Source organism: Streptomyces cellostaticus, assembly GCF_001513965.1.
In the GTDB taxonomy this organism is placed as follows: Bacteria; Actinomycetota; Actinomycetes; order Streptomycetales; family Streptomycetaceae; genus Streptomyces; species Streptomyces cellostaticus.
The window spans coordinates 78206-96120 of record NZ_KQ948044.1 but is presented as its reverse complement, the minus strand read 5'-3'; the positions used below and the strand labels follow the sequence as shown (position 1 = coordinate 96120).

Here is a 17915-nt window from a genome sequence, read left to right as displayed (position 1 = left end):
AGCTAGCCCTGGTCCGCCACGAACGAGGCCATCCAGGCCAGCGCCGCGTTCCAGTTGACGGCCGTTTCGTTGGTGGACCAGGACTGGATGTCGTCGATGTAGCAGAACTGGCCCGTGCAGCCCTGGAGTCGGCTCTGCGCGTAGGGGTCCTGGATGCCGGAGTTCGGCCCTCCGGCGAGCGTGCCCCTGGGCGGGTCCGGGAGGTTCGGGTCGAGTTCGCGGGCGTACCAACGGCTGTGCTGCCGGTGGGAGTTGACCTCGCCGTAACCGGTCACGTACGAGATGTTCAGCGCGTTGCGGCCGAGGAGGTAGTCCATGCTCTCCAGCGCGCCGTCGTGGTATTTCGCCGCGCCGGTGAGGTCGTAGGCGGTGGCGATGACGTGCGCGTTGTTGAGGACCTGGGCGTTGGAGCCCCAGTCGTAGAGGTTGCCGTCGGGTGCGTACGGCATGCCGTACGGCTGGGACGCGGCCGTCGCCAGGTAGGTGTCGGCCGCCTTGATCACCGACCGGCGGACCTTGTCCCGGCCCGGCAGAGCGCTGGGCACGGTGGCGAGGTCGAGGCGGCCGGCCGCCGCCGTGCGGCCCCAGTCGAAGCCGAGGGGGCCGAAGATGTCCGCGGTGTGGACGGGCGACGCGAGCACGAAGTCCGCGAACTGCCGCTCCCCCGTGGTGAGATACAGCTCCGCCGCCGCCCAGTAGAACTCGTCGGAGGCGTTGTCGTCGGGGTAGGCGCCCCCGCCGGTGCCGTCGTTCGGGTCGGGGTACGTCTCCGGGTGGGCGAGTGCGGCCTGCCATGCCGTGCGGGCGGCCGTGAGCGCTTTCGCCGCGAACGCCGGGTCGTAGGGCCGGTACAGACGGGCCGCCTGCGCGGCTGTCGCCGCCAGGTTGAGGGTGGCCTGGGTGGTCGGGGCGTGCAGCTCCCGTTTCTGCGGGTCGTCGCTCGGCAGCAGCGGCAGCCCGGTCCACTGGGCGTCGTGCACCTTGCTGTGCGCCATACCGGCGAGCGGCTGCCCCTCCGGCACCTGCATCTTCATCAGGAACTCCAGCTCCCAGCGGGCCTCGTCGAGGATGTCGGGCACCTTGTTGCCGCTCTCGGGGAGGGCCAGGCTCCCGTCGCGGAGCCGCCAGGGCTGCCCGGTTCGGGCCAGCAGGGACCGCTCGTAGGTGCTCAGCAGTTCCCAGGTGGAGATGCCGCCGTTGACGACGTACTTGCCGTGGTCACCGGCGTCGTACCAGCCGCCGGTGACGTCCAGCGTGTAGTCGCACAGGCCCGGTTGGCAGGGCACGTTCGCGTCGCCCTGGTTCGGGGCCGCGTTCAGGTGGCCGGCGAGCCTGCCGTAGCCCGGGCGGAGGTCGTCGCGGATCGCGATGCCGCTGCGCTGCGTGTAGTAGTACTTCAGCGAGTCGAGACGCAGTTGCTCGTAAGCACCGGTCCCGATGTCGAACGGGCGGCTGGTCTCCCCGTCGGCGGCCAGCGTGAAGTCCGTGCCGCGGCCGCGGAAGGCGCCGAAGTCGATCGAGTGGACGTTCTGCCCGGAGGAGACGTCGGCGCCGCGCGGTACGGTCCAGCCGTGGGCGACCGTCCTCCCGTCGGCGTCCTTCAGCTGCCAGGGCAGCCGGGTGGTGGCGCCGGTGACGAGGGTGGCGTTCTTCGGACCGGCGGGCAGGTAGGCCACCTGGTTGACCCGGACCCGGGGCCCGGTGTCGGGCTGGTACACGTCCCGCACGGTGCTCTGCTCGGCCCCGGCCGGGCCGGCCGGCAGCGCGGTGAAGGTCAGCGCCAGCAGGGCGGTGACGGACAGGAGGACAGTGCTGCGTCGTTTCACGTCTGGGCTCCTCGGGGGAGGTGCGGGTGGCGCCCCCTGCGGTGGGAGCGCTCCCAGATGCGGACGCCCACCATGCTTGTTCTAGGCATGACACTCCGTCAATGGTCCGGACGGGGATGCCCGCACACAGCTTCCCCGTCCGGACCCTCGGCAGCCCTCAGACGTCCAGCCTGCTGATGCGCACCGCGCCCCTGGCCTCACCCGGATACGCGCTGGTGAGCGTGAGACGCACCCGCGAGCCGCGCACCGCGTCGAAGGTGATCACCGTCGGGCTGTCCGAGGCGGTGGCCCAGTCCGTCTTCGCGCCCGTCACCGGCGCGTACGCGTTCCCGTCCCACACCGCCACCTCGGCCTGGGCGGGCAGGGCGTGTGTGCCGTCGACCGTGAACGAGACGGCCACCCGGTCGACAGTGCGGGTGCGCCCGAAGGCGACCGACACCCAGTCCTTCGGCCGGGCGCCGTTGAAGGCGGGCAGCAGACCCGTGGCCGACTTGGCGAAGGCGTTCGACCAGCCGGTGGCCGGGTCGCCGTCCAGCATCGCGGCCGGCAGGGTGTCCTCGCGACCGGAGTAACTCGCGTCCGCCGAGGGATAGTCGGGGGCGGTCGGATGGTCGGGCCGGAAACCGGGCGCGCCGGTGGTGGCGGCCGAGCGGGCCGGTGCGGTGCGCACGCTCACCGTGTCCTTGCGCAGGCCGTCCACCCGTGCCGTGACCTTCAGTTCGCCTGGTTCGCCGCCGGACCGGACGATCGCGAGCGCCTTGCCGTGGAAAGCGGTTCGGGTACTGGCCTGGTAGCGCTCGGCGCTCTCCTCGCGGCCGTTGTCGACTCCGGCCAGGGAACCGCCGGTCACGTCGAAGGCGATGAGGTGCTCGGCGCCGGGTACGACCACACCGCGCGCGTCCACGATCTCGGCGGTCACGAAGAGCAGCGAACGGCCGTCGGCGGCGAGGGACTCCCGGTCGGCGGTGAGCCGTACGGCGTGCGGGTCGCCGGCGGTGCGCAGGACGTCGGTGGCAACCGTCTTGCCGTCCCGCCGGGCCACCGCCTTCAGCTCACCGGGCCGGTACGGCACCTTCCACGTCAGGTGCAGCTTGCCCGCGCTGCCGTTGGGGCTGGTGTAACTGCCCGGGTGGGGGCCGTCGGTGAAGGTCTTGTCGTCGCCGGTGGCCTCGGTGGTCTCCAGGTAGCCGCGGCCGTCGGTGGTCTTCTTGACGTCGAACTCCCGCACCCCCAGGGACTGTCCGTCGAGGAACAGCTCGACGGACGGCACGTTGGCGTAGGCCCAGACCTCGACCGTCTCGCCCTCCTCGTGGTTCCAGCTCATCGGCAGCAGATGAACCATCGGCTCGGTGGTCCACTGGCTCTTGAACAGGTGGTACATGTCCTTCGGGAACCCGGCCGTGTCGACCGCGCCGAAGAAGGACGCCTTCACCGGGAAGACGTCGTACGGGGTCGGCTCGCCGATGTAGTCGATGCCCGACCACAGGAACTGCCCCGCGAACCACTTCCGGTCCCGGTCCTTCTTGTGCCCGTACTCGCCGCTCATCGTCCAGGAGGCGAGGTTGTTGTCGTAGGAGGAGACCTCCCGCCTGCCGGGCGTGTGGTTCTCGCCCGTGTTGAGGTGTTCCGGCTCCTGGTACGCGCCCCGGGTCGAGGTCTCCGAGGAGGACTCCGACTCGAAGAGGAAGAGGTGGGGGTACTTGGCGTGCAGGGCGTCGACCGACTTGGCCGTGTTGTAGTTCAGGCCCAGGCCGTCGAGCTTGGCGAGCATGCGGTCGGCCGCGGAGCCGGTCGCGGGCACGCCGTGGTACTTGTTCGAGCCGATGACCACCGGGCGGGTGTCGTCGGCGGCCTTGATCGCGCCGATGATCCGGTCGGCCATGGCGAGCCCGGCGGTCGAGGTGGAGTCGGGGATCTCGTTGCCGATGGACCACAGGACGACGGCAGGCGAGTTGCGGGCGGCCAGCACCATCTCCGTGGCGTCCTTCTCGCACCACTCGTCGAAGAACCGGCCGTAGTCGTACCTGGTCTTCCCGGTCCGCCAGCAGTCGAACGCCTCCACCATCATCACGATGCCCAGCTCCTCGCAGACCTGGATCATCTGCGGCGAGGGCGGGTTGTGCGAGGTGCGGAAGGCGTTGACGCCCATCGACTTCATGATCGTCATCTGCCGGCGCACCGCGTCGATACTGATCGCCGCGCCGAGGGCGCCCTGGTCGTGGTGCAGGTCGACGCCCTTGATCTTGGTGGGGGTGCCGTTGAGGGAGAAGCCCTCGTCCGGGTCGAAGCGATAGGTGCGGATACCGAAGGGGGTGCGGTGGGTGTCGACGGTGCGGCCGCCGGTACGCAGTTCGGTCTGCAGGGTGTAGCGGTGGCCGGGGGTGTCGAAGTCCCACAGGCTGGGCTCGGGGACGGTCAGTTCGTGGGTCTCGGTGGCCTGGTCGGACACTGCGACCGTGGTGGACGTGCGGGCGACCGTGCGGCCGTCGGGGCCGGTGATCCGGGACAGGACCTGGACGTCCGTGCCGGTGCCGGACTCGTTCACCACGGTGGTCCGCACCCGCACCACGGCCCGCTCGGCGGTGACGTCCGGCGTGGTGACGTAGGTGCCCCAGCGGGCCACGTGCACGGGTTCGGTGATCACCAGGCGGGCCTCGCGGTAGATGCCGCTGCCCGAGTACCAGCGGCTGCTGGGCAGCTGGTTCTGGACCCTGACCGCGAGGACGTTCGGAGTGCTGCCGTCGGTGTGCACCAGGCCGGTGAGGTCGAAGGCGAAGCCGGTGTAGCCGTAGGGGTGGCGGCCGGCCTCGGTGCCGTTGCAGTAGACGTACGAGTCCATGTAGACGCCGTCGAACTCCACCGAGATCCGCCGGCCGGCGTAGGCGGGCGGCAGGGTGAAGGTGAGCCGGTACCAGCCGAGGCCGCCCGGGAAGAAGCCGGTGCCGCTGTCGGTGCCGTGCTCCGTGGTGGGGGTCTGCTCGATGCTCCAGTCGTGCGGGACGGCGATCTCGCGCCAGGCGGAGTCGTCGTACCCCGGCGCTGCGGCCTCGGCGTAGGCGCCGGTCGGGTCGGTGACGCCGCCCGGGTTGACCAGCGCGAAGCGCCAGCCGTCCCGCAGCGGGAGGGTATGGCGTCCCCCCGCGGCGGCGGACGGTCCGGCGGCCGCTGCCGCGGCGCCGGCGGTGCCGTCCAGGAATGCTCCGGCCGCAGGCGCTGCCGTGGCTGCGACCAGAACCGATCTGCGCGTGACTGTCAAGGCGGCTCTCCCTCATCAGGGCCCAGAACTACTCACAACTGATCGTGAACAAACAGATTCTGACGGTCCGCCACACACGATCGTCAAGGGCGCGGAGGCGCACACCTGCCCCGCGTGTCACATCGGCCGGTTTTCCTCCTTGACCGTGTTCGGCCGACCGACCCGGTCGCCGGGGGTTGCGGTTCACGGACGTGCGCGACGCACTACGCTGGAACGGAAGTGGTGCCACCTGTTCACTGTGAGTGTGCGCTTGGGAGCGGCGACGATGAGCCGGGTCTATCCGTTCGACGATGCGGCGACGGCCCGGGCTGTCATCGACGACGACGGAACGCTGGTGGAGTGGAACGAGGGCGCGCGGCGCCTGCTCGGCCACCCGGCCGACGCCGTCCTGGGCCGCCCAGCGGCCCGGCTGCTGGCCGGGGACGGCACCCCTGCCGTGCCCGTCGGCGCGCGCTGGGAGGGGACGGTCGCCCTGCGCCACCGGGACGGCCGTACGGTCGCGGTGTGGCTGCTCGCCCACCGCCGGCCGGCGCCGGGCGGCCACGGCGACGGCTGGCTGGTGGTGAGCCCGCTGACCGGCGGGGAGCCTCCCGCGGCGGACGATCCGCTGGCAGTCGCGGGCCTCATCCAGTCACCGTGCGCCGTCGCCGTGTACGACGACGAGCTGCGGCTGCGCCGGATGAACACGGCCATGGCCGAGATCGCGGGCCTGCCCGAGGACCGGGTGCGAGGCCTCAGACTCACGGAGATCAGCAGCGAGCCGCAAGCCGAGGAGCTGGAGCAGAGCCTGCTCCGGGTGCTCACCACCGGGCAGCCGCTGGATGTCCAGACCTATCTGCGCACCGGCGGCGAGAGCCGCGCGCACGCCTGGCTGGCCCGGCTGGCGCCGGTCACCGATGCCGGGGGGCGGGTACGGGGCGTGTGTCTGGCCGCGCACGACGTCACCGACATCCAGCGGGCCCGGCAGCGGCTACAGCTGCTGAACGAGGCGAGCGTGCGCATCGGCTCCACCCTCGACGTCACCCGGACGGCGCAGGAGCTGGCGGACGTGTGCGTGCCCGCGCTGGCCGACTTCGTCACCATCGACCTGCTGGACCCGGAGGAGTACGGCGACGAGCCCCCGGCCCGGATCACGGCCCCGGTGAACCTGCGCCGGGTCGCCCACCAGTCCGTCCTCAGGGGCATTCCGGAGGCGGTGGCCAAGCCCGGGCAGATCGAGGTGTACCCGGACTTCTCCCCGCAGGCCGACTCGCTGACCGCAGGCCGCACCATCCGGGCCACCGTGGCCGGGGGCGACATGGCCCAGTGGCTGACCTGGAGCACCGTGCGCGGCGAGCGGGTGCGGGAGTTCGGCATCCATTCCTCGATGTCGGTGCCGATCCAGGCGCGCGGCCTGACCCTCGGGGTCGCGGTCCTCACCCGGCACCGGCGTCCGGACCCGTTCACCGACGACGACATGCTGCTGGCCGAGGAGATCACCACCCGCGCCGCCGTCTGCATCGACAACGCCCGCCGCTACTCCCGCGAGCGCGAGACCGCCCTCGCCCTGCAGCGCAGCCTGCTGCCCCGTACGCTCCCGCGCACGGCCGCCCTGGAGGCCTCCTCCCGCTATCTGCCGGCCGCCCGGGCGGGGGTCGGCGGCGACTGGTTCGACGTGATCCCGCTGTCCGGGATGCGGGTCGCGATGGTCGTCGGGGACGTCGTCGGGCACGGCGTCCAGGCCTCGGCCACCATGGGCCGGCTGCGCACCGCCGTCCGCACCCTCGCCGACATCGACCTGGCTCCGGACGAACTGCTCACCCACCTCGACGACCTGGTGATCCGGCTGTCGGAGGAGTCCGGCGGCGACGGCGGCACCGGCGAGGTCGGCGCCACCTGTCTGTACGCCGTCTACGACCCGGTGTCACGGCGCTGCGCCCTGGCCCGGGCCGGGCATCCGCCGCCCGTGGTGCTGGAGCCGGGCGGCGAGCCGCACCAGCTGGACCTGCCCGCCGGTCCCCCGCTGGGCCTGGGCGGGCTGCCCTTCGAGTCGGCCGACGTGGAGCTGCCCGAGGGCACGGTCCTCGCCCTGTACACGGACGGTCTGATGGTGTCCCGGGAGCGGGCCGGGGACTCCGCCCGGGCGCTGCTGTTCCAGGCGCTCGGGGCCTACACGGACGCCCTGGACGAGACCTGCGACCGCGTCCTGCACGCGCTGCTGCCGCAGGGCGGGGCCGCCGACGATGTGGCGCTGCTGCTGGCCCGGACCCGGGGGCTGCCCGCCTCCCAGGTGGCGACCTGGGACATCCCCGCCGACCCGGCGCTGGTCGCGGCGATCCGCAAGCAGGTCGGGGAGCAGCTGGAGCGCTGGTCGCTGAGCGAGATCGCGTTCACGACGGAGCTGGTGGTGAGCGAGCTGGTCACCAACGCGATCCGGTACGGCTCCCACCCGATACGGCTGCGGCTGATCCATGCCGCGGCCACCCTGATCGTCGAGGTGTCCGACACCAGCCACACCGCCCCGCACCTCAGGCGCGCCAAGATCTTCGACGAGGGCGGCCGCGGGCTGCTGCTGGTCGCCCAGCTCACCCAGCGCTGGGGCAGCCGGCACACCGCGGAGGGCAAGACGATCTGGGCGGAGCTGGGGCTGCTGGAGGAAGATCGGTAGCAGGAGGGATCAGCAGCAGGGGGATCAGTAGCCGCGCAGCCAGGGCCGCACCTGTTTGCGGGCCTCGTGCAGGCGGGACTTGAGGGTGCCGAGCGGGATGCCGACGCGCTCGGCGACCTCGGCGTACTCCAGCTGGCAGATGTCCCGGTACACCAGGGGTGCGACCAGGTGCGGGTGCTCGCGCTCCAGCCGGTCCAGGGCCTCCAGCAGATCGATCCGGGAGCCCGCGATGACACTGGTGGTGCGCGGGTCGATGTGCTCGGCGGGCTCGATGGCCGCGGGCTGTTCGGCGGCCCGCCGCTTCAGCTCGCGGTACTTCTGCCGGCAGCAGTTGGCGACGACGGTGTACAGCCAGGTGCTGAAGCGGCTGCGGCCCTCGAAGGCGGAGATGTGCCGGGCCACCTGGAGCAGCACGTCCTGGGCGGCCTCCTCGGCGTCCTCCCGGCAGGGCAGGAAGCGCCCGCAGCGGCGCACCACCTCGGGCCGCAGCTCGGTCAGCAGCCGGTCCAGGGCCGCTCGGTCGCCCGCCGCGGCGCGCCGGGCGAGGTCTTCTGCCGTCGGCACGTCCTGCACGTCAGGGTCCCCCTCGAAGTCGATCTCAGGCCAGGCATGATAGTCGTATGCACTCCCTGGAGCGGATCGGCCGCTACCGCCTCGAACGGCGTCTGGGCACCGGCGCCTTCGCCACGGTGTGGCTCGCCCACGACGACGAGCTGCGGGCCCCTGTGGCCGTGAAGGTCCTCGCCGAGAACTGGGCGCACCGGCTCGACATCCGGGAGCGCTTCCTGTCCGAGGCACGGCTGCTGCGCCGGGCCGGCTCCAGCCGGGTGGTGCAGGTCTACGACATCGGCGAACTGCCGGACGGCAGGCCGTACTTCGTGATGGAGTACGCCGACGGCGGAACCCTCGCCGACCTGCTGGCGGACGGTCCGCTGCCGGTGCCCCAGGCGCTCAGGCTGACGGCGCAGGCCGCGCGGAGCGCCGCCGCGCTGCACGAGGCGGGCATCGTGCACCGCGACATCAAACCGACCAACGTGCTGCTGCACACCGCCCCGGACGGCGCACGGCGGGTCCTGCTGGCCGACCTGGGACTGGCCAAGAGCCTCGCGCAGGCCTCGGTGCTCACCCTGGCCGCGGGCTCGGCGGGCTACCAGCCGCCGGAGCAGGCCGAGCCCGGGGAGGGCATCGACGCGCGCGCCGACGTCTACAGCCTGGGCGCGGTCGGCTACGAGTTGGTGACCGGGACCGTGCCGGGGCCGCCGGGAAAGGTCGTACCGCCCCGGCGGCTGCGGCCGGACCTCGGCGAGAACGTCGAGCGGGCGCTGCTGCGCGCCCTGGAGCCGGACCGGGAGCGGCGCTGGCCCGCTGCGCAGGCGTTCGCGGCCGAGCTGGACCGGCTGGCGGCGGACTTCGGCGGCGCCCACCCGGACAAGCGGCTCGACGCCGTGCGGGGCCGGCTCAACGTCGTGACGCTGTCCCTGGCCGCGCTGCTCGCCGCCGCGGCGGCCGCCGTGACCGTGACGCTGGTGCTCCACCGGCCCGGCGGCGACGACACGACGAAGGTGAAGGACTCCACCGGCCGGGTCACCGTCGAGGTGCCCGCCGGCTGGGCCCGCGAAGTGCGCGACTCCGGCTGGGACCCGCGCGCGCTCGGGCTGCCGGCCGGGCACGAGGCGGGCCTGGTGGTCGCCGACGACCTGGCGAAGTGGTCCGACCTGAAGGCCACGGTCGACGGCGTGTTCGTCGGCGTCAGCGAGCACGGCGACGTCACCGCCCGGGTGGACTCCCTCACCCATGCCGACTGCCACGAAGCCGGCAGTCGGACCTTCACCGGCGCCGGCTGGCAGGGCAGCATCCGGACCTGGACCGGCTGCCCGGACGGCGGCTCGGTCACGGAGTCGGCGCTGCGCCGCGCGGACGGCTCGACGACGCCGCAGGTGTACGTGCAGGTGCGCGAGCGCGACGGCGACACCGCGACCCCGGACATACTCCGCTCGCTCCGGGTCACGTGAGAGGACCGCGTCGGCAAGCGGCCAAAACGGGGAAAAGAACCCCGAGAGTCCCGAACTTTTCCGGTGGCCCGTACATCGAAGTCTGGTGACGGCGCACCCGGCGTCGTAGGCGCGCGTCCGCCGCGTGCCATGAGGATCCAGGAGTGTTGAGCGACATGGCGTACTCATCCCGGTCATCGCAGCGCGCGGCCCTGCTCGCGGGCGCGGTCGCCATAGCGGGCCTCCTGACTGCCTGCGGCAGCCACGACGTCCACTCCACACCGCAGAAGGTGTCGGGCACGGCCGGTCCGGCGACCGAGACCTCCGAGGGCTCGGCTTCCTCCGCCACGTCCGCCGCCTCCACGCCGGGTGACGGAAAGTCGTCCTCCGCTCCGGAGGCGGCCACCTCCTCCGCCACCGGCACCGGCACCAAGCCCGGCAGCAGCGGCAGCCGGTGCCACACCTCCGAGCTGCGGGCCTCCGTCGGCCGTGACAACCCAGGCGCCGGCCAGGAGAACTTCCCCGTCGTGCTCACCAACGAGTCCGCCCGGACCTGCACCCTGCGCGGCTTTCCGGGCGCGGCATTCGTGAACGCCTCCGGCAGCCAGCTCGGCCCGGACCCCCGACGTGAGTCGGGCTCGCCTGCGACGGTCACGCTGAAGCCCGGGCAGAGCGCCTGGGCGGGCCTTACCTTCTCCAACCCGGAGGTCAGCGGCGCCCACACGGGCACACCGACCGCGCTGCTGATCACCCCGCCGGACGAGCGGGACCCCCTGAAGGTGATGTGGACGGCCGGACCGGTCCCCGTGTCCGGGAACTCCTCCTCCGTCTTCCTGACCATGTTCAGCCCCGGCACCGGCGCCTGACCGAAGCCCCCCGACGAACCCCGCTGTCCACGCCCGGACAGCGGGGTTCGTCATGAGCGCGCCACAAGTGTCACAGGACGGCAACACGTCCCGGCCGCCGCGATCTTTCCGCACCCTCCCCTCATCGAACCCGTCGACCCACAGCAACGAGGCTCCGCACGGAGCCCTGACGACGAAATCGGGGAAGACGATGAGCGGCATCTCACGCAGGCGTGTGCTGACGGCGGGGGCGGCGGCGGGCGCCCTGGGAGCCCTTTCCGCGTGCTCCTCCGGCACCGGCCTGTCCGTCGACGGGAAGACGGACGGCAAGGGCACCGAGCAGGCCCGGGCGGGCAAGCCCATCGGCGACGGCTCCACCGCCGACACCGGCGCCCAGCCGCACCAGCCGAAGCCGGTCCGGCTGAAGCCCGGCCAGAAGCCCCCGCAGTTCGTGGTGTTCTCCTGGGACGGCGCGGGCGAGCTGAGCAACCAGCTGTTCTCCCGGTTCCGCAAGGTCGCCACCGACCACGGCGCCAAGATGACCTTCTTCCTCAGCGGTATCTACACGCTGCCGGAGGCCAAGAAGAACCTCTACCGGCCGCCGCAGCACGCGGTCGGCGCGTCCGACATCGGCTACCTCGCCGACCGGCACATCCACGCCACGATCCAGCAGGTGCGGGCCGCCTGGCTGGAGGGGCACGAGATAGGCACCCACTTCAACGGGCACTTCTGCGGAGCGAACGGCGTGCGGAACTGGTCGTCGGCCGAGTGGCGCAGCGAGATCGACCAGGCGATCGACTTCGTCACGAAGTGGAAGACGAACACCGGCTTCACCGACCTCGAACCCCTGCCGTTCGACTACCGCAAGGAGCTGATCGGCGGCCGCACCCCCTGCCTGGAGGGCCAGTCGAACCTGCTGCCCACCGCGGCCGCGCTCGGCTGGAAGTACGACGCCAGCTCCCCCGGCGGGCTGCAGATCTGGCCGGGCAAGGTGCAGGGCGGCCGGATCTGGGACTTCCCGCTGCAGTCGATACCGTTCTCGGGCCATTCCTTCCAGGTGCTGTCGATGGACTACAACATGATGTTCAACCAGTCCGGCGGCAACCCCCTGGGCGACCGCACCCAGTTCGACGCCTGGCGCGCGCAGGCCCGGGACACCTATCTGGCCGGCTTCCGGCGCGCGTACGAGAGCAACCGGGCCCCGTTCTTCATCGGTAACCACTTCGAACGCTGGAACGGGGGCATCTACATGGACGCCGTCGAGGAGGCGATCGGCCGCATGGCGGAACACGACGACGTGCGGTTCGTGTCCTTCAAGCAGCTCGTGGCCTGGCTGGAGGCGCAGGACCCGGCGGTGCTGCGCAAGCTGCGCACGCTGACGCCGGGTCAGGCCCCGGTGGGCGGATGGGACGAGTTCCTGGGCGCGGCGGGCACCCCGTCCGCGTAGTCCGTGCGCCGTCGTGGGACCGGCCGCCGCTCAACGGTGGCGGCCGCCGTAACCGCCACCGCCGTAGCCACCGCCGCCGTATCCGCCGCCGCCCCAGTTGCAGTAATACGGGTAGGCCGTGCAGAAGTCGGGGGTGGCGGAACCGGTCGGCGCGGGGCCCGCCTCGGGGGCCGTCGGGGTGGGGGTCGGCGACGGGGTCCTGGAGGCCTTGGGGGCGGCCTTCGCCGGTGGGGACGGCGCATGCGACGGGGCGGTACCGGTGCCGGTGTCCCAGTTGACGACCTCCATCTGGAGGTCGGGCTTGGCGGTGTCGACGGTCCAGCGCTGGGCGGGGGTCGCGGTGCGGTTCTTGAGGACGAGGGCGCCGGAGCCGTCGGTCGCGGCGGGGGTCAGTGCCAGGTCCTGGTCCGAGCGGGGGACGAGGGCGCCCTGGAGGGTGAAGTCGTAGCGGATGTCCTTGGCGGCCTTCCCGGTGGCCGAGCAGGGGGCCAGCCGGACCGAGAAACCGAGGTGGGAGTCCAGGCACAGGTCCGGGGCGGAGGAGTTGCGCAGCAGTCCGTCGGTCTCGTACGTCCACTGCTGGCTCGCCGCCGAGGAGCAGCTGGTGAGTTCGGTCTCCGCGCCCTTGACGGCCTTCTCGCCGACGACGCCCACGCACAGACCCGAGGCGAGATTGTGCAGGCGGCCGTGGAGCGTGCCCTGGGCGGTCCCGCTCGCCCCGGCCCAGGACGGGCCCGGCGTCGCGGAGTCCTTGCCCGGCACCCGGGAGGCCGTGCCGCTGGGGGCCGGGGCCGGGTCGTCGCCCGAGTCGAGCACCGACCACAGGATCAGCGGGAGGACGACCAGGCCGGTGACGGTCACGACGGCCAGGGCGAGGGTGCGGCGGCGGGCCCGGCGGGCAGCCCGGTGCGCGGAACGGCGGGAGGAGCCGGGCGTGGTGGGGGCAGCGGGGGCCTGGGGGGCGGTCGTGGCCGGCGCGGGTGCCGGGGCGGTGAAGGCCTCGCCGCCCGAGGGTGCTGCGGGCGGCGGCACCGGTGCCGGTTCCGGGGCGGTGGCCTCTTCGGTACGGGCCGCCCGGGACTCCAGGTAGGCGCGGGCACCCCAGCCGAGGACCGCCTCGGCGAGCGCGAGGCCGAGTCCCGCGTTGAACTGCGCCAGCTGGTCGGCGGTCTGCCGGCAGTGCCGGCAACCGGCCAGGTGCTGCTGGAGGTCCGGGTCGATGTCGACGCCCCCGCGCCGGAAGGTCACGTCCAGCATGCGGAGATAGCGTTGGCACTCGGCCTCGGGGGCGAGTTCGCGGTGGGCCTGGAGGCACTCCTCGCGCAGCCGTTCCCGGGCGCGGCGCAGTTCGATCCGGGTGTCCTCCTCGTCCAGGCCCAGCAGCGCGGCGGGGACGGCGAGGGGTTCGGCCTCGACCTCGGCGTGCCACAGCACGGCGCGGGAGGACTGGGGCAGCCGCTGGAACGCCCGGGACAGCAGCCGCCGGCCGGACGGCGGGAGCAGCCGGGCCGCCGCGCGCTCCCCGGTGGCGGCGTCCGGCCGCAGGGCGGGGTGGAGCAGCTCCTGGCGGCCGTCGCCGTCCCACTCCGCCGCGATCCGGCGGACGGTGACCAGCAGGTGCGGCCGCCACGCGGCGGACGGGCCCGCCTGTCTGAGGGACTCGCCGAACAGCCGGGTGAAGGCGGCGGTGGTGAGCATGCCGGCGGCACGCGGCCCGTCGGTGCACAGCCGGGCGTAGGCGAACGCCGCTCCCCAGTGCCGGTCCAGGAGTTCGCCGACCGGATGGAGCGCGGGTGTCGTTCCCGTCCACTTCTTCAGTTCGGCACTCAGCTGCTCGTCCGACGGGGCTGCGTCATTCACAGCTGCATTCCTCCAGACGCGACACGGGAATTAGTCCATACCAATGAGTTTGGGTACGGTATTCGGCATCTCGGCCGTCCGTCTGGGCAGCTCTTTTGAAGCGTGAGGACGTACGGGAGCGACCTGGCACATGCAGCGGGAAATGTAATTGTCTGCACGCCAACAACGCACACCTTTGCACAGGCCGGCACCGCGGAACAAGAGATCTCTTCACTTTTGAACTTTACGGCACATTACGGCCGTTCACCTGCCCGATAGGCGCCCGGCGGCACTCCGTAGCGGGCCCGGAAGACCCGGCTGAAGTGGAAGGGGCTCGGGAATCCGGACGCCGCCGCCACCCGTTCCACGGTGAGGTCGGTGGCCTCCAGCAGACGGGCCGCGTGCCGCAGCCGGGCCTCGCGCAGGGCACGCATCGGCGACCGGCCTGTCCGCAGGGCGAACAGGTGGGCGAACCGGGACGGGGAGAGTGCGACGCTGTCGGCGAGCGAGCGGACGGTGTGCGGGGCGCCCGGGTCGGCGGCGATCAGTTCCTCGGCACGGCGCACCCGGGCGTCCGCGCCCGGCTCCGGTGCCGACGCACGGGCACCGGACGCGGCGAGCAGCACGACCTCCTCGAGCGCACACAGGGCCAGCTCCCGCGCCACGCTGTCCTGCGCAACGGCCACCGGGTCCTCCCCGGGCGGTGTGCCCCGTGCGGGCCGGCGGGGATCGGCGAGCATCCGGCCGAACGCGGCCTCGACACGGCCGTGCAGGGCCCCGGGAAGGGGCGCGAGGACGTACAGGCCGTCGGCGACGGCGTACGGGAGGAGCCAGGGCGTCCAGGACGGCCGGGCCTGGCAGTGCGCCCACCAGAACCGCCAGTGCGGGGCACCGGGCGCCACGGCATAGCGCTGGGCGACACCCGGGGCGAGCACCACCAGGTGCCCGGCGACCGCCTCGGCACGGGCGCTCCCCTGCCGGATCAGGCCGCGCCCGCCCGTGGTGAAGGTGAACAGCCAACTGCACGAGCCTTGAGGCCTGTTGACGCCGTATCCCGGCCCCTGGTCATAGCGTCCGGTGACCACCGGTCCGGGCGGCGGGGACGGGTCGCCGGCAGCAGCGCCGGGCAGTGCTTCAGCATGCACGGGCATCCTCCCCAAGCGCGCGTCGGCCTAGCGTGGCGGCCTTGTGACCACCGGACCGAGGAGCGGCACATGACAGCCATGGACATCGGCGCCATCCTGCCCGAAGCACTCCGGCAGCAGTTCGAGGAGGAGGGGTTCACCGTCGTACGCGGTCTGTTCGGGTACGACGAGATCGAGGGGCTGTGCGACGGGTTCGAGGCGCTGCGCGCGGCCGGGCCCGTACCCGGGCACTTCGAGCCGCGGCCCGCGGACCCCGACCCGCTGCGCAGGCACCCCCGGGTGATGCAGCCGCACGAGATCAGCGGGCAGGCACGCGGGTTCCTGCTGGACGCCCGGCTGCAGGCGGTGCTGGAGGTGCTGCTGGGCGAGGAGGTGCTGGCCGCGCAGAGCATGTTCTACTTCAAGCCGCCGGGAGCCCGGGGCCAGGCGCTGCACCAGGACAACTTCTATCTGCGGGTCGAGCCGGGCACCTGTGTGGCCGCGTGGGTCGCCTGCGACGTCATCGGCCGGGACAACGGCGGCCTCGAAGTCGTCCCGGGCACGCACCGGATGGATCTGTTCTGTCCCGAAGAGGCGGACCGGAGGGTGTCGTTCGCCCGCGAGTACGTGCCGCCGCCGCCCGGCCTCGTGCCGGTGCCCGTGGACATGGCGCCGGGCGACGTGCTGTTCTTCAACGGCAGCCTGGTGCACGGCTCGGGGCCCAACCGCAGCGCCGACCGGTTCCGGCGCTCCTTCATCGGGCACTACGTGGGCCGTTCGGCCGAGCGCATCGGCGGCTACTACCGCACGCTCACCATGGCGGGCGAGCGGGTGCCGCTGGCACAGAGCGAGGGTGCGGGGCCGTGCGGCACGGAGTTCGCGCCGCACGGTGGCTCCGCGGGTTAGGCCGTATGCCGGCTGCGGGTCCCTCGTGGCTGGTCGCGCCCACGCGGCGGAGCCGCACATCGACACAGCCCCGCGCCCCTTTCGGGGCGCTTCAGTGGCCGCTGATCGCACGCGGGGTGTAGGGCTCCTCCAACTGCTCGATCTCCTTGTCGCTCAGCTCCAGTTCGACGGCGGCCACCGCGTCCTCGATGTGCTGCGGCCTGGCCGCGCCGATGATCGGTGCGGCCACCGTGTCCTGGTGCAGCAGCCAGGCGAGGGCGACCTGGGCCCGCGGGACGCCCCGGTCGTGCGCGATCCGGGTGACGGCCTCGACGATCGAACGGTCACTCTCCAGGTAGAGGCGGCTGCCGAAGTTGTCGTTCGCGCTGCGCTCGGTGACGGTGCCCCAGTCGCGGGTGAGGCGGCCACGGGCGAGCGGGCTCCAGGGCAGCACGCCCACGCCCTGGTCCGCGCAGAGCGGCAGCATCTCCCGCTCCTCCTCGCGGTAGAGCAGGTTGTAGTGGTTCTGCATGGACACGAACTTGGTCCAGCCGTGCCGCTCGGCCGTGTACTGGGCCTTGGAGAACTCCCAGGCGTACATCGAACTCGCCCCGATGTAACGCACCTTGCCCGCCTTGACCAGGTCGTGCAGCGCCTCCATCGTCTCCTCGACGGGCGTGTCGTGGTCGTAGCGGTGGATCTGGTAGAGGTCCACGTAGTCGGTGCCGAGGCGGCGCAGGCTGTGGTCGATCTCGGCCATGATGGCCTTGCGGGACAGTCCGGCCCCGTTCGGGCCCGGCCGCATGCGGCCGTTCACCTTGGTGGCGAGCACGATCTCGTCGCGGTTGGCGAAATCGCGCAGAGCCTTGCCGACGATCTCCTCGCTGGTGCCGTCGGAGTAGATGTTCGCGGTGTCGAAGAAGTTGACGCCCGCCTCCAGCGCCTGCCGGATGCGCGGCCGGGACGCCTCCTCGTCGAGCGTCCACTCGTGCGTACCGCGGTCGGGCAGGCCGTAGGTCATGCAGCCCAGACAGATCCGCGACACGTCCAGGCCCGTCGAACCGAGCTTCGTGTACTGCATCGTTGCTGCTCCTGCCTTCCGGGGCGATGGTCAGTCAGGAGCGTACGTGGCGCTCGGGCGCCGACTTGACTGTTGCGGCGCGCGAACGATTGGATCCCGACACGTGATTGCTCGAGCGTACGTGCCCGCCAAGGGTGTTTCCCGCGTCTCGGGACCCGGGACGACCGCCCGCGCTCTGCTGCTCGCCCTGGCCGTCGCCGTACCGGCACTGACCGGCTGCGGTTCCGGCGGCACCGGGCAGAAGCCGTCCCCGAAGCCCGCCGCGGTGCGCCTGCCGCCGCGCCACGCCGGGTTCGACTACCAGATCGGCGGGGCCTATCCCCCGCCCGCCGGTGTCCGGATCGTCAGCCGCGACCGGTCCGACTCCCCGGCGCCCGGCCTGTACAACATCTGCTACGTCAACGCCTTCCAGGCCCAGCCCGAGGAGCGCTCCTCCTGGCCCGCCGACCTGCTGCTGCGTGACGTCCACGGCAAGGTCGTCATCGACGAGGACTGGAACGAACCGCTACTCGACCTGCGTACCCCGGCCAAGCGCGAGCGCGTGGCCGAGCGGGTCAACCGGTGGATCGACGGCTGCACGAAGAAGGGCTACGACGCCGTCGAGCCCGACAACTACGACAGCTACACCCGCTCCCACCACCTGCTCACGGCCGCCGACGGGACCGCATTCATGCGCCTGCTCTCCCGGCACGCGCACGCCCGGCAGCTGGCCGTCGGACAGAAGAACACCGCAGAACTGGCCGGACAGCGCAGGGCGGCCGGGCTGGACTTCGCGGTGACGGAGGAGTGCGGGCAGTACGACGAGTGCGAGGTGTACGCCAAGGCGTTCGACGACCGGGTGGTGGACATCGAGTACACCGACAGCGGCCTGCGCAAGGCGCTCGCACGCTGGGGCGAGAGGCTGAGCATCGTCCGCCGGGACGTGGACGTCTCCACGCCGGGCAGCGCGGAGTACGTCCGCAAGGTGCGGTGAC

At 72.3% G+C, this 17915-nt stretch carries 12 protein-coding genes; 6 read left to right on the top strand and 6 right to left on the bottom strand.

Annotated features, from left to right (window positions below):
* Positions 1-2: 2 nt before the first annotated feature.
* A complete protein-coding gene (locus AQI88_RS36185) occupies positions 3-1763 on the bottom strand; it encodes a glycoside hydrolase family 9 protein (RefSeq protein WP_398697588.1) in 1761 nt (586 codons plus the stop codon).
* A 220-nt stretch (positions 1764-1983) separates the two neighbouring features.
* Entirely contained in the window at positions 1984-5082 is a 3099-nt protein-coding gene (locus AQI88_RS36180; RefSeq protein WP_067008040.1) for a glycoside hydrolase family 2 TIM barrel-domain containing protein, read from the bottom strand.
* Between the two features lie 265 nt (positions 5083-5347).
* Between AQI88_RS36180 and AQI88_RS36175 the strand changes: the two genes are divergently transcribed.
* On the top strand, positions 5348-7729 hold the full coding sequence (locus AQI88_RS36175) for a SpoIIE family protein phosphatase (protein ID WP_067008037.1): 2382 nt from the start codon (positions 5348-5350) through the stop codon (positions 7727-7729).
* Between the two features lie 24 nt (positions 7730-7753).
* Here the strand turns inward: AQI88_RS36175 and AQI88_RS36170 are convergent, their stop codons facing one another.
* Positions 7754-8302: an RNA polymerase sigma factor gene (locus tag AQI88_RS36170; protein ID WP_067008034.1), complete on the bottom strand. Its 549-nt coding sequence runs from the start codon at positions 8300-8302 to the stop codon at positions 7754-7756.
* Positions 8303-8349: 47 nt separating this feature from the next.
* On the opposite strand from AQI88_RS36170, the gene AQI88_RS36165 reads away from it, so the two are divergent.
* The 3 genes from AQI88_RS36165 (at position 8350) to AQI88_RS36155 (ending at position 12012) form a co-directional block, all read left to right on the top strand.
* Positions 8350-9741, top strand: coding sequence for a serine/threonine-protein kinase (locus AQI88_RS36165; RefSeq protein ID WP_067008031.1), 1392 nt, complete (start codon positions 8350-8352; stop codon positions 9739-9741).
* Positions 9742-9896: 155 nt separating this feature from the next.
* Entirely contained in the window at positions 9897-10586 is a 690-nt protein-coding gene (locus AQI88_RS36160; protein ID WP_067008029.1) for a DUF4232 domain-containing protein, read from the top strand.
* A gap of 190 nt (positions 10587-10776) precedes the next feature.
* Positions 10777-12012 (top strand): polysaccharide deacetylase family protein, encoded by a 1236-nt coding sequence (locus AQI88_RS36155; RefSeq protein ID WP_208615995.1) that lies wholly within the window; start codon positions 10777-10779, stop codon positions 12010-12012.
* Between the two features lie 30 nt (positions 12013-12042).
* Here the strand turns inward: AQI88_RS36155 and AQI88_RS36150 are convergent, their stop codons facing one another.
* A complete protein-coding gene (locus AQI88_RS36150; RefSeq protein WP_067008027.1) occupies positions 12043-13872 on the bottom strand; it encodes an RICIN domain-containing protein in 1830 nt (609 codons plus the stop codon).
* 233 nt (positions 13873-14105) lie between these two features.
* The gene (locus AQI88_RS36145) at positions 14106-15002 is read right to left on the bottom strand and encodes a helix-turn-helix domain-containing protein (protein WP_079058028.1); all 897 of its coding nucleotides are present in this window, start codon (positions 15000-15002) and stop codon (positions 14106-14108) included.
* A 63-nt stretch (positions 15003-15065) separates the two neighbouring features.
* Between AQI88_RS36145 and AQI88_RS36140 the strand changes: the two genes are divergently transcribed.
* Complete coding sequence (locus tag AQI88_RS36140; RefSeq protein WP_067008022.1) at positions 15066-15881, top strand: phytanoyl-CoA dioxygenase family protein; 816 nt, start codon at positions 15066-15068, stop codon at positions 15879-15881.
* Between the two features lie 91 nt (positions 15882-15972).
* Here AQI88_RS36140 and AQI88_RS36135 read toward each other — a convergent pair whose 3' ends face one another.
* Positions 15973-16941, bottom strand: a complete 969-nt coding sequence (locus tag AQI88_RS36135; protein ID WP_067008019.1) for an aldo/keto reductase — start codon at positions 16939-16941, stop codon at positions 15973-15975.
* 121 nt (positions 16942-17062) lie between these two features.
* Between AQI88_RS36135 and AQI88_RS36130 the strand changes: the two genes are divergently transcribed.
* Entirely contained in the window at positions 17063-17914 is an 852-nt protein-coding gene (locus AQI88_RS36130; RefSeq protein WP_067008016.1) for an endo alpha-1,4 polygalactosaminidase, read from the top strand.
* Position 17915 lies beyond the last annotated feature (1 nt).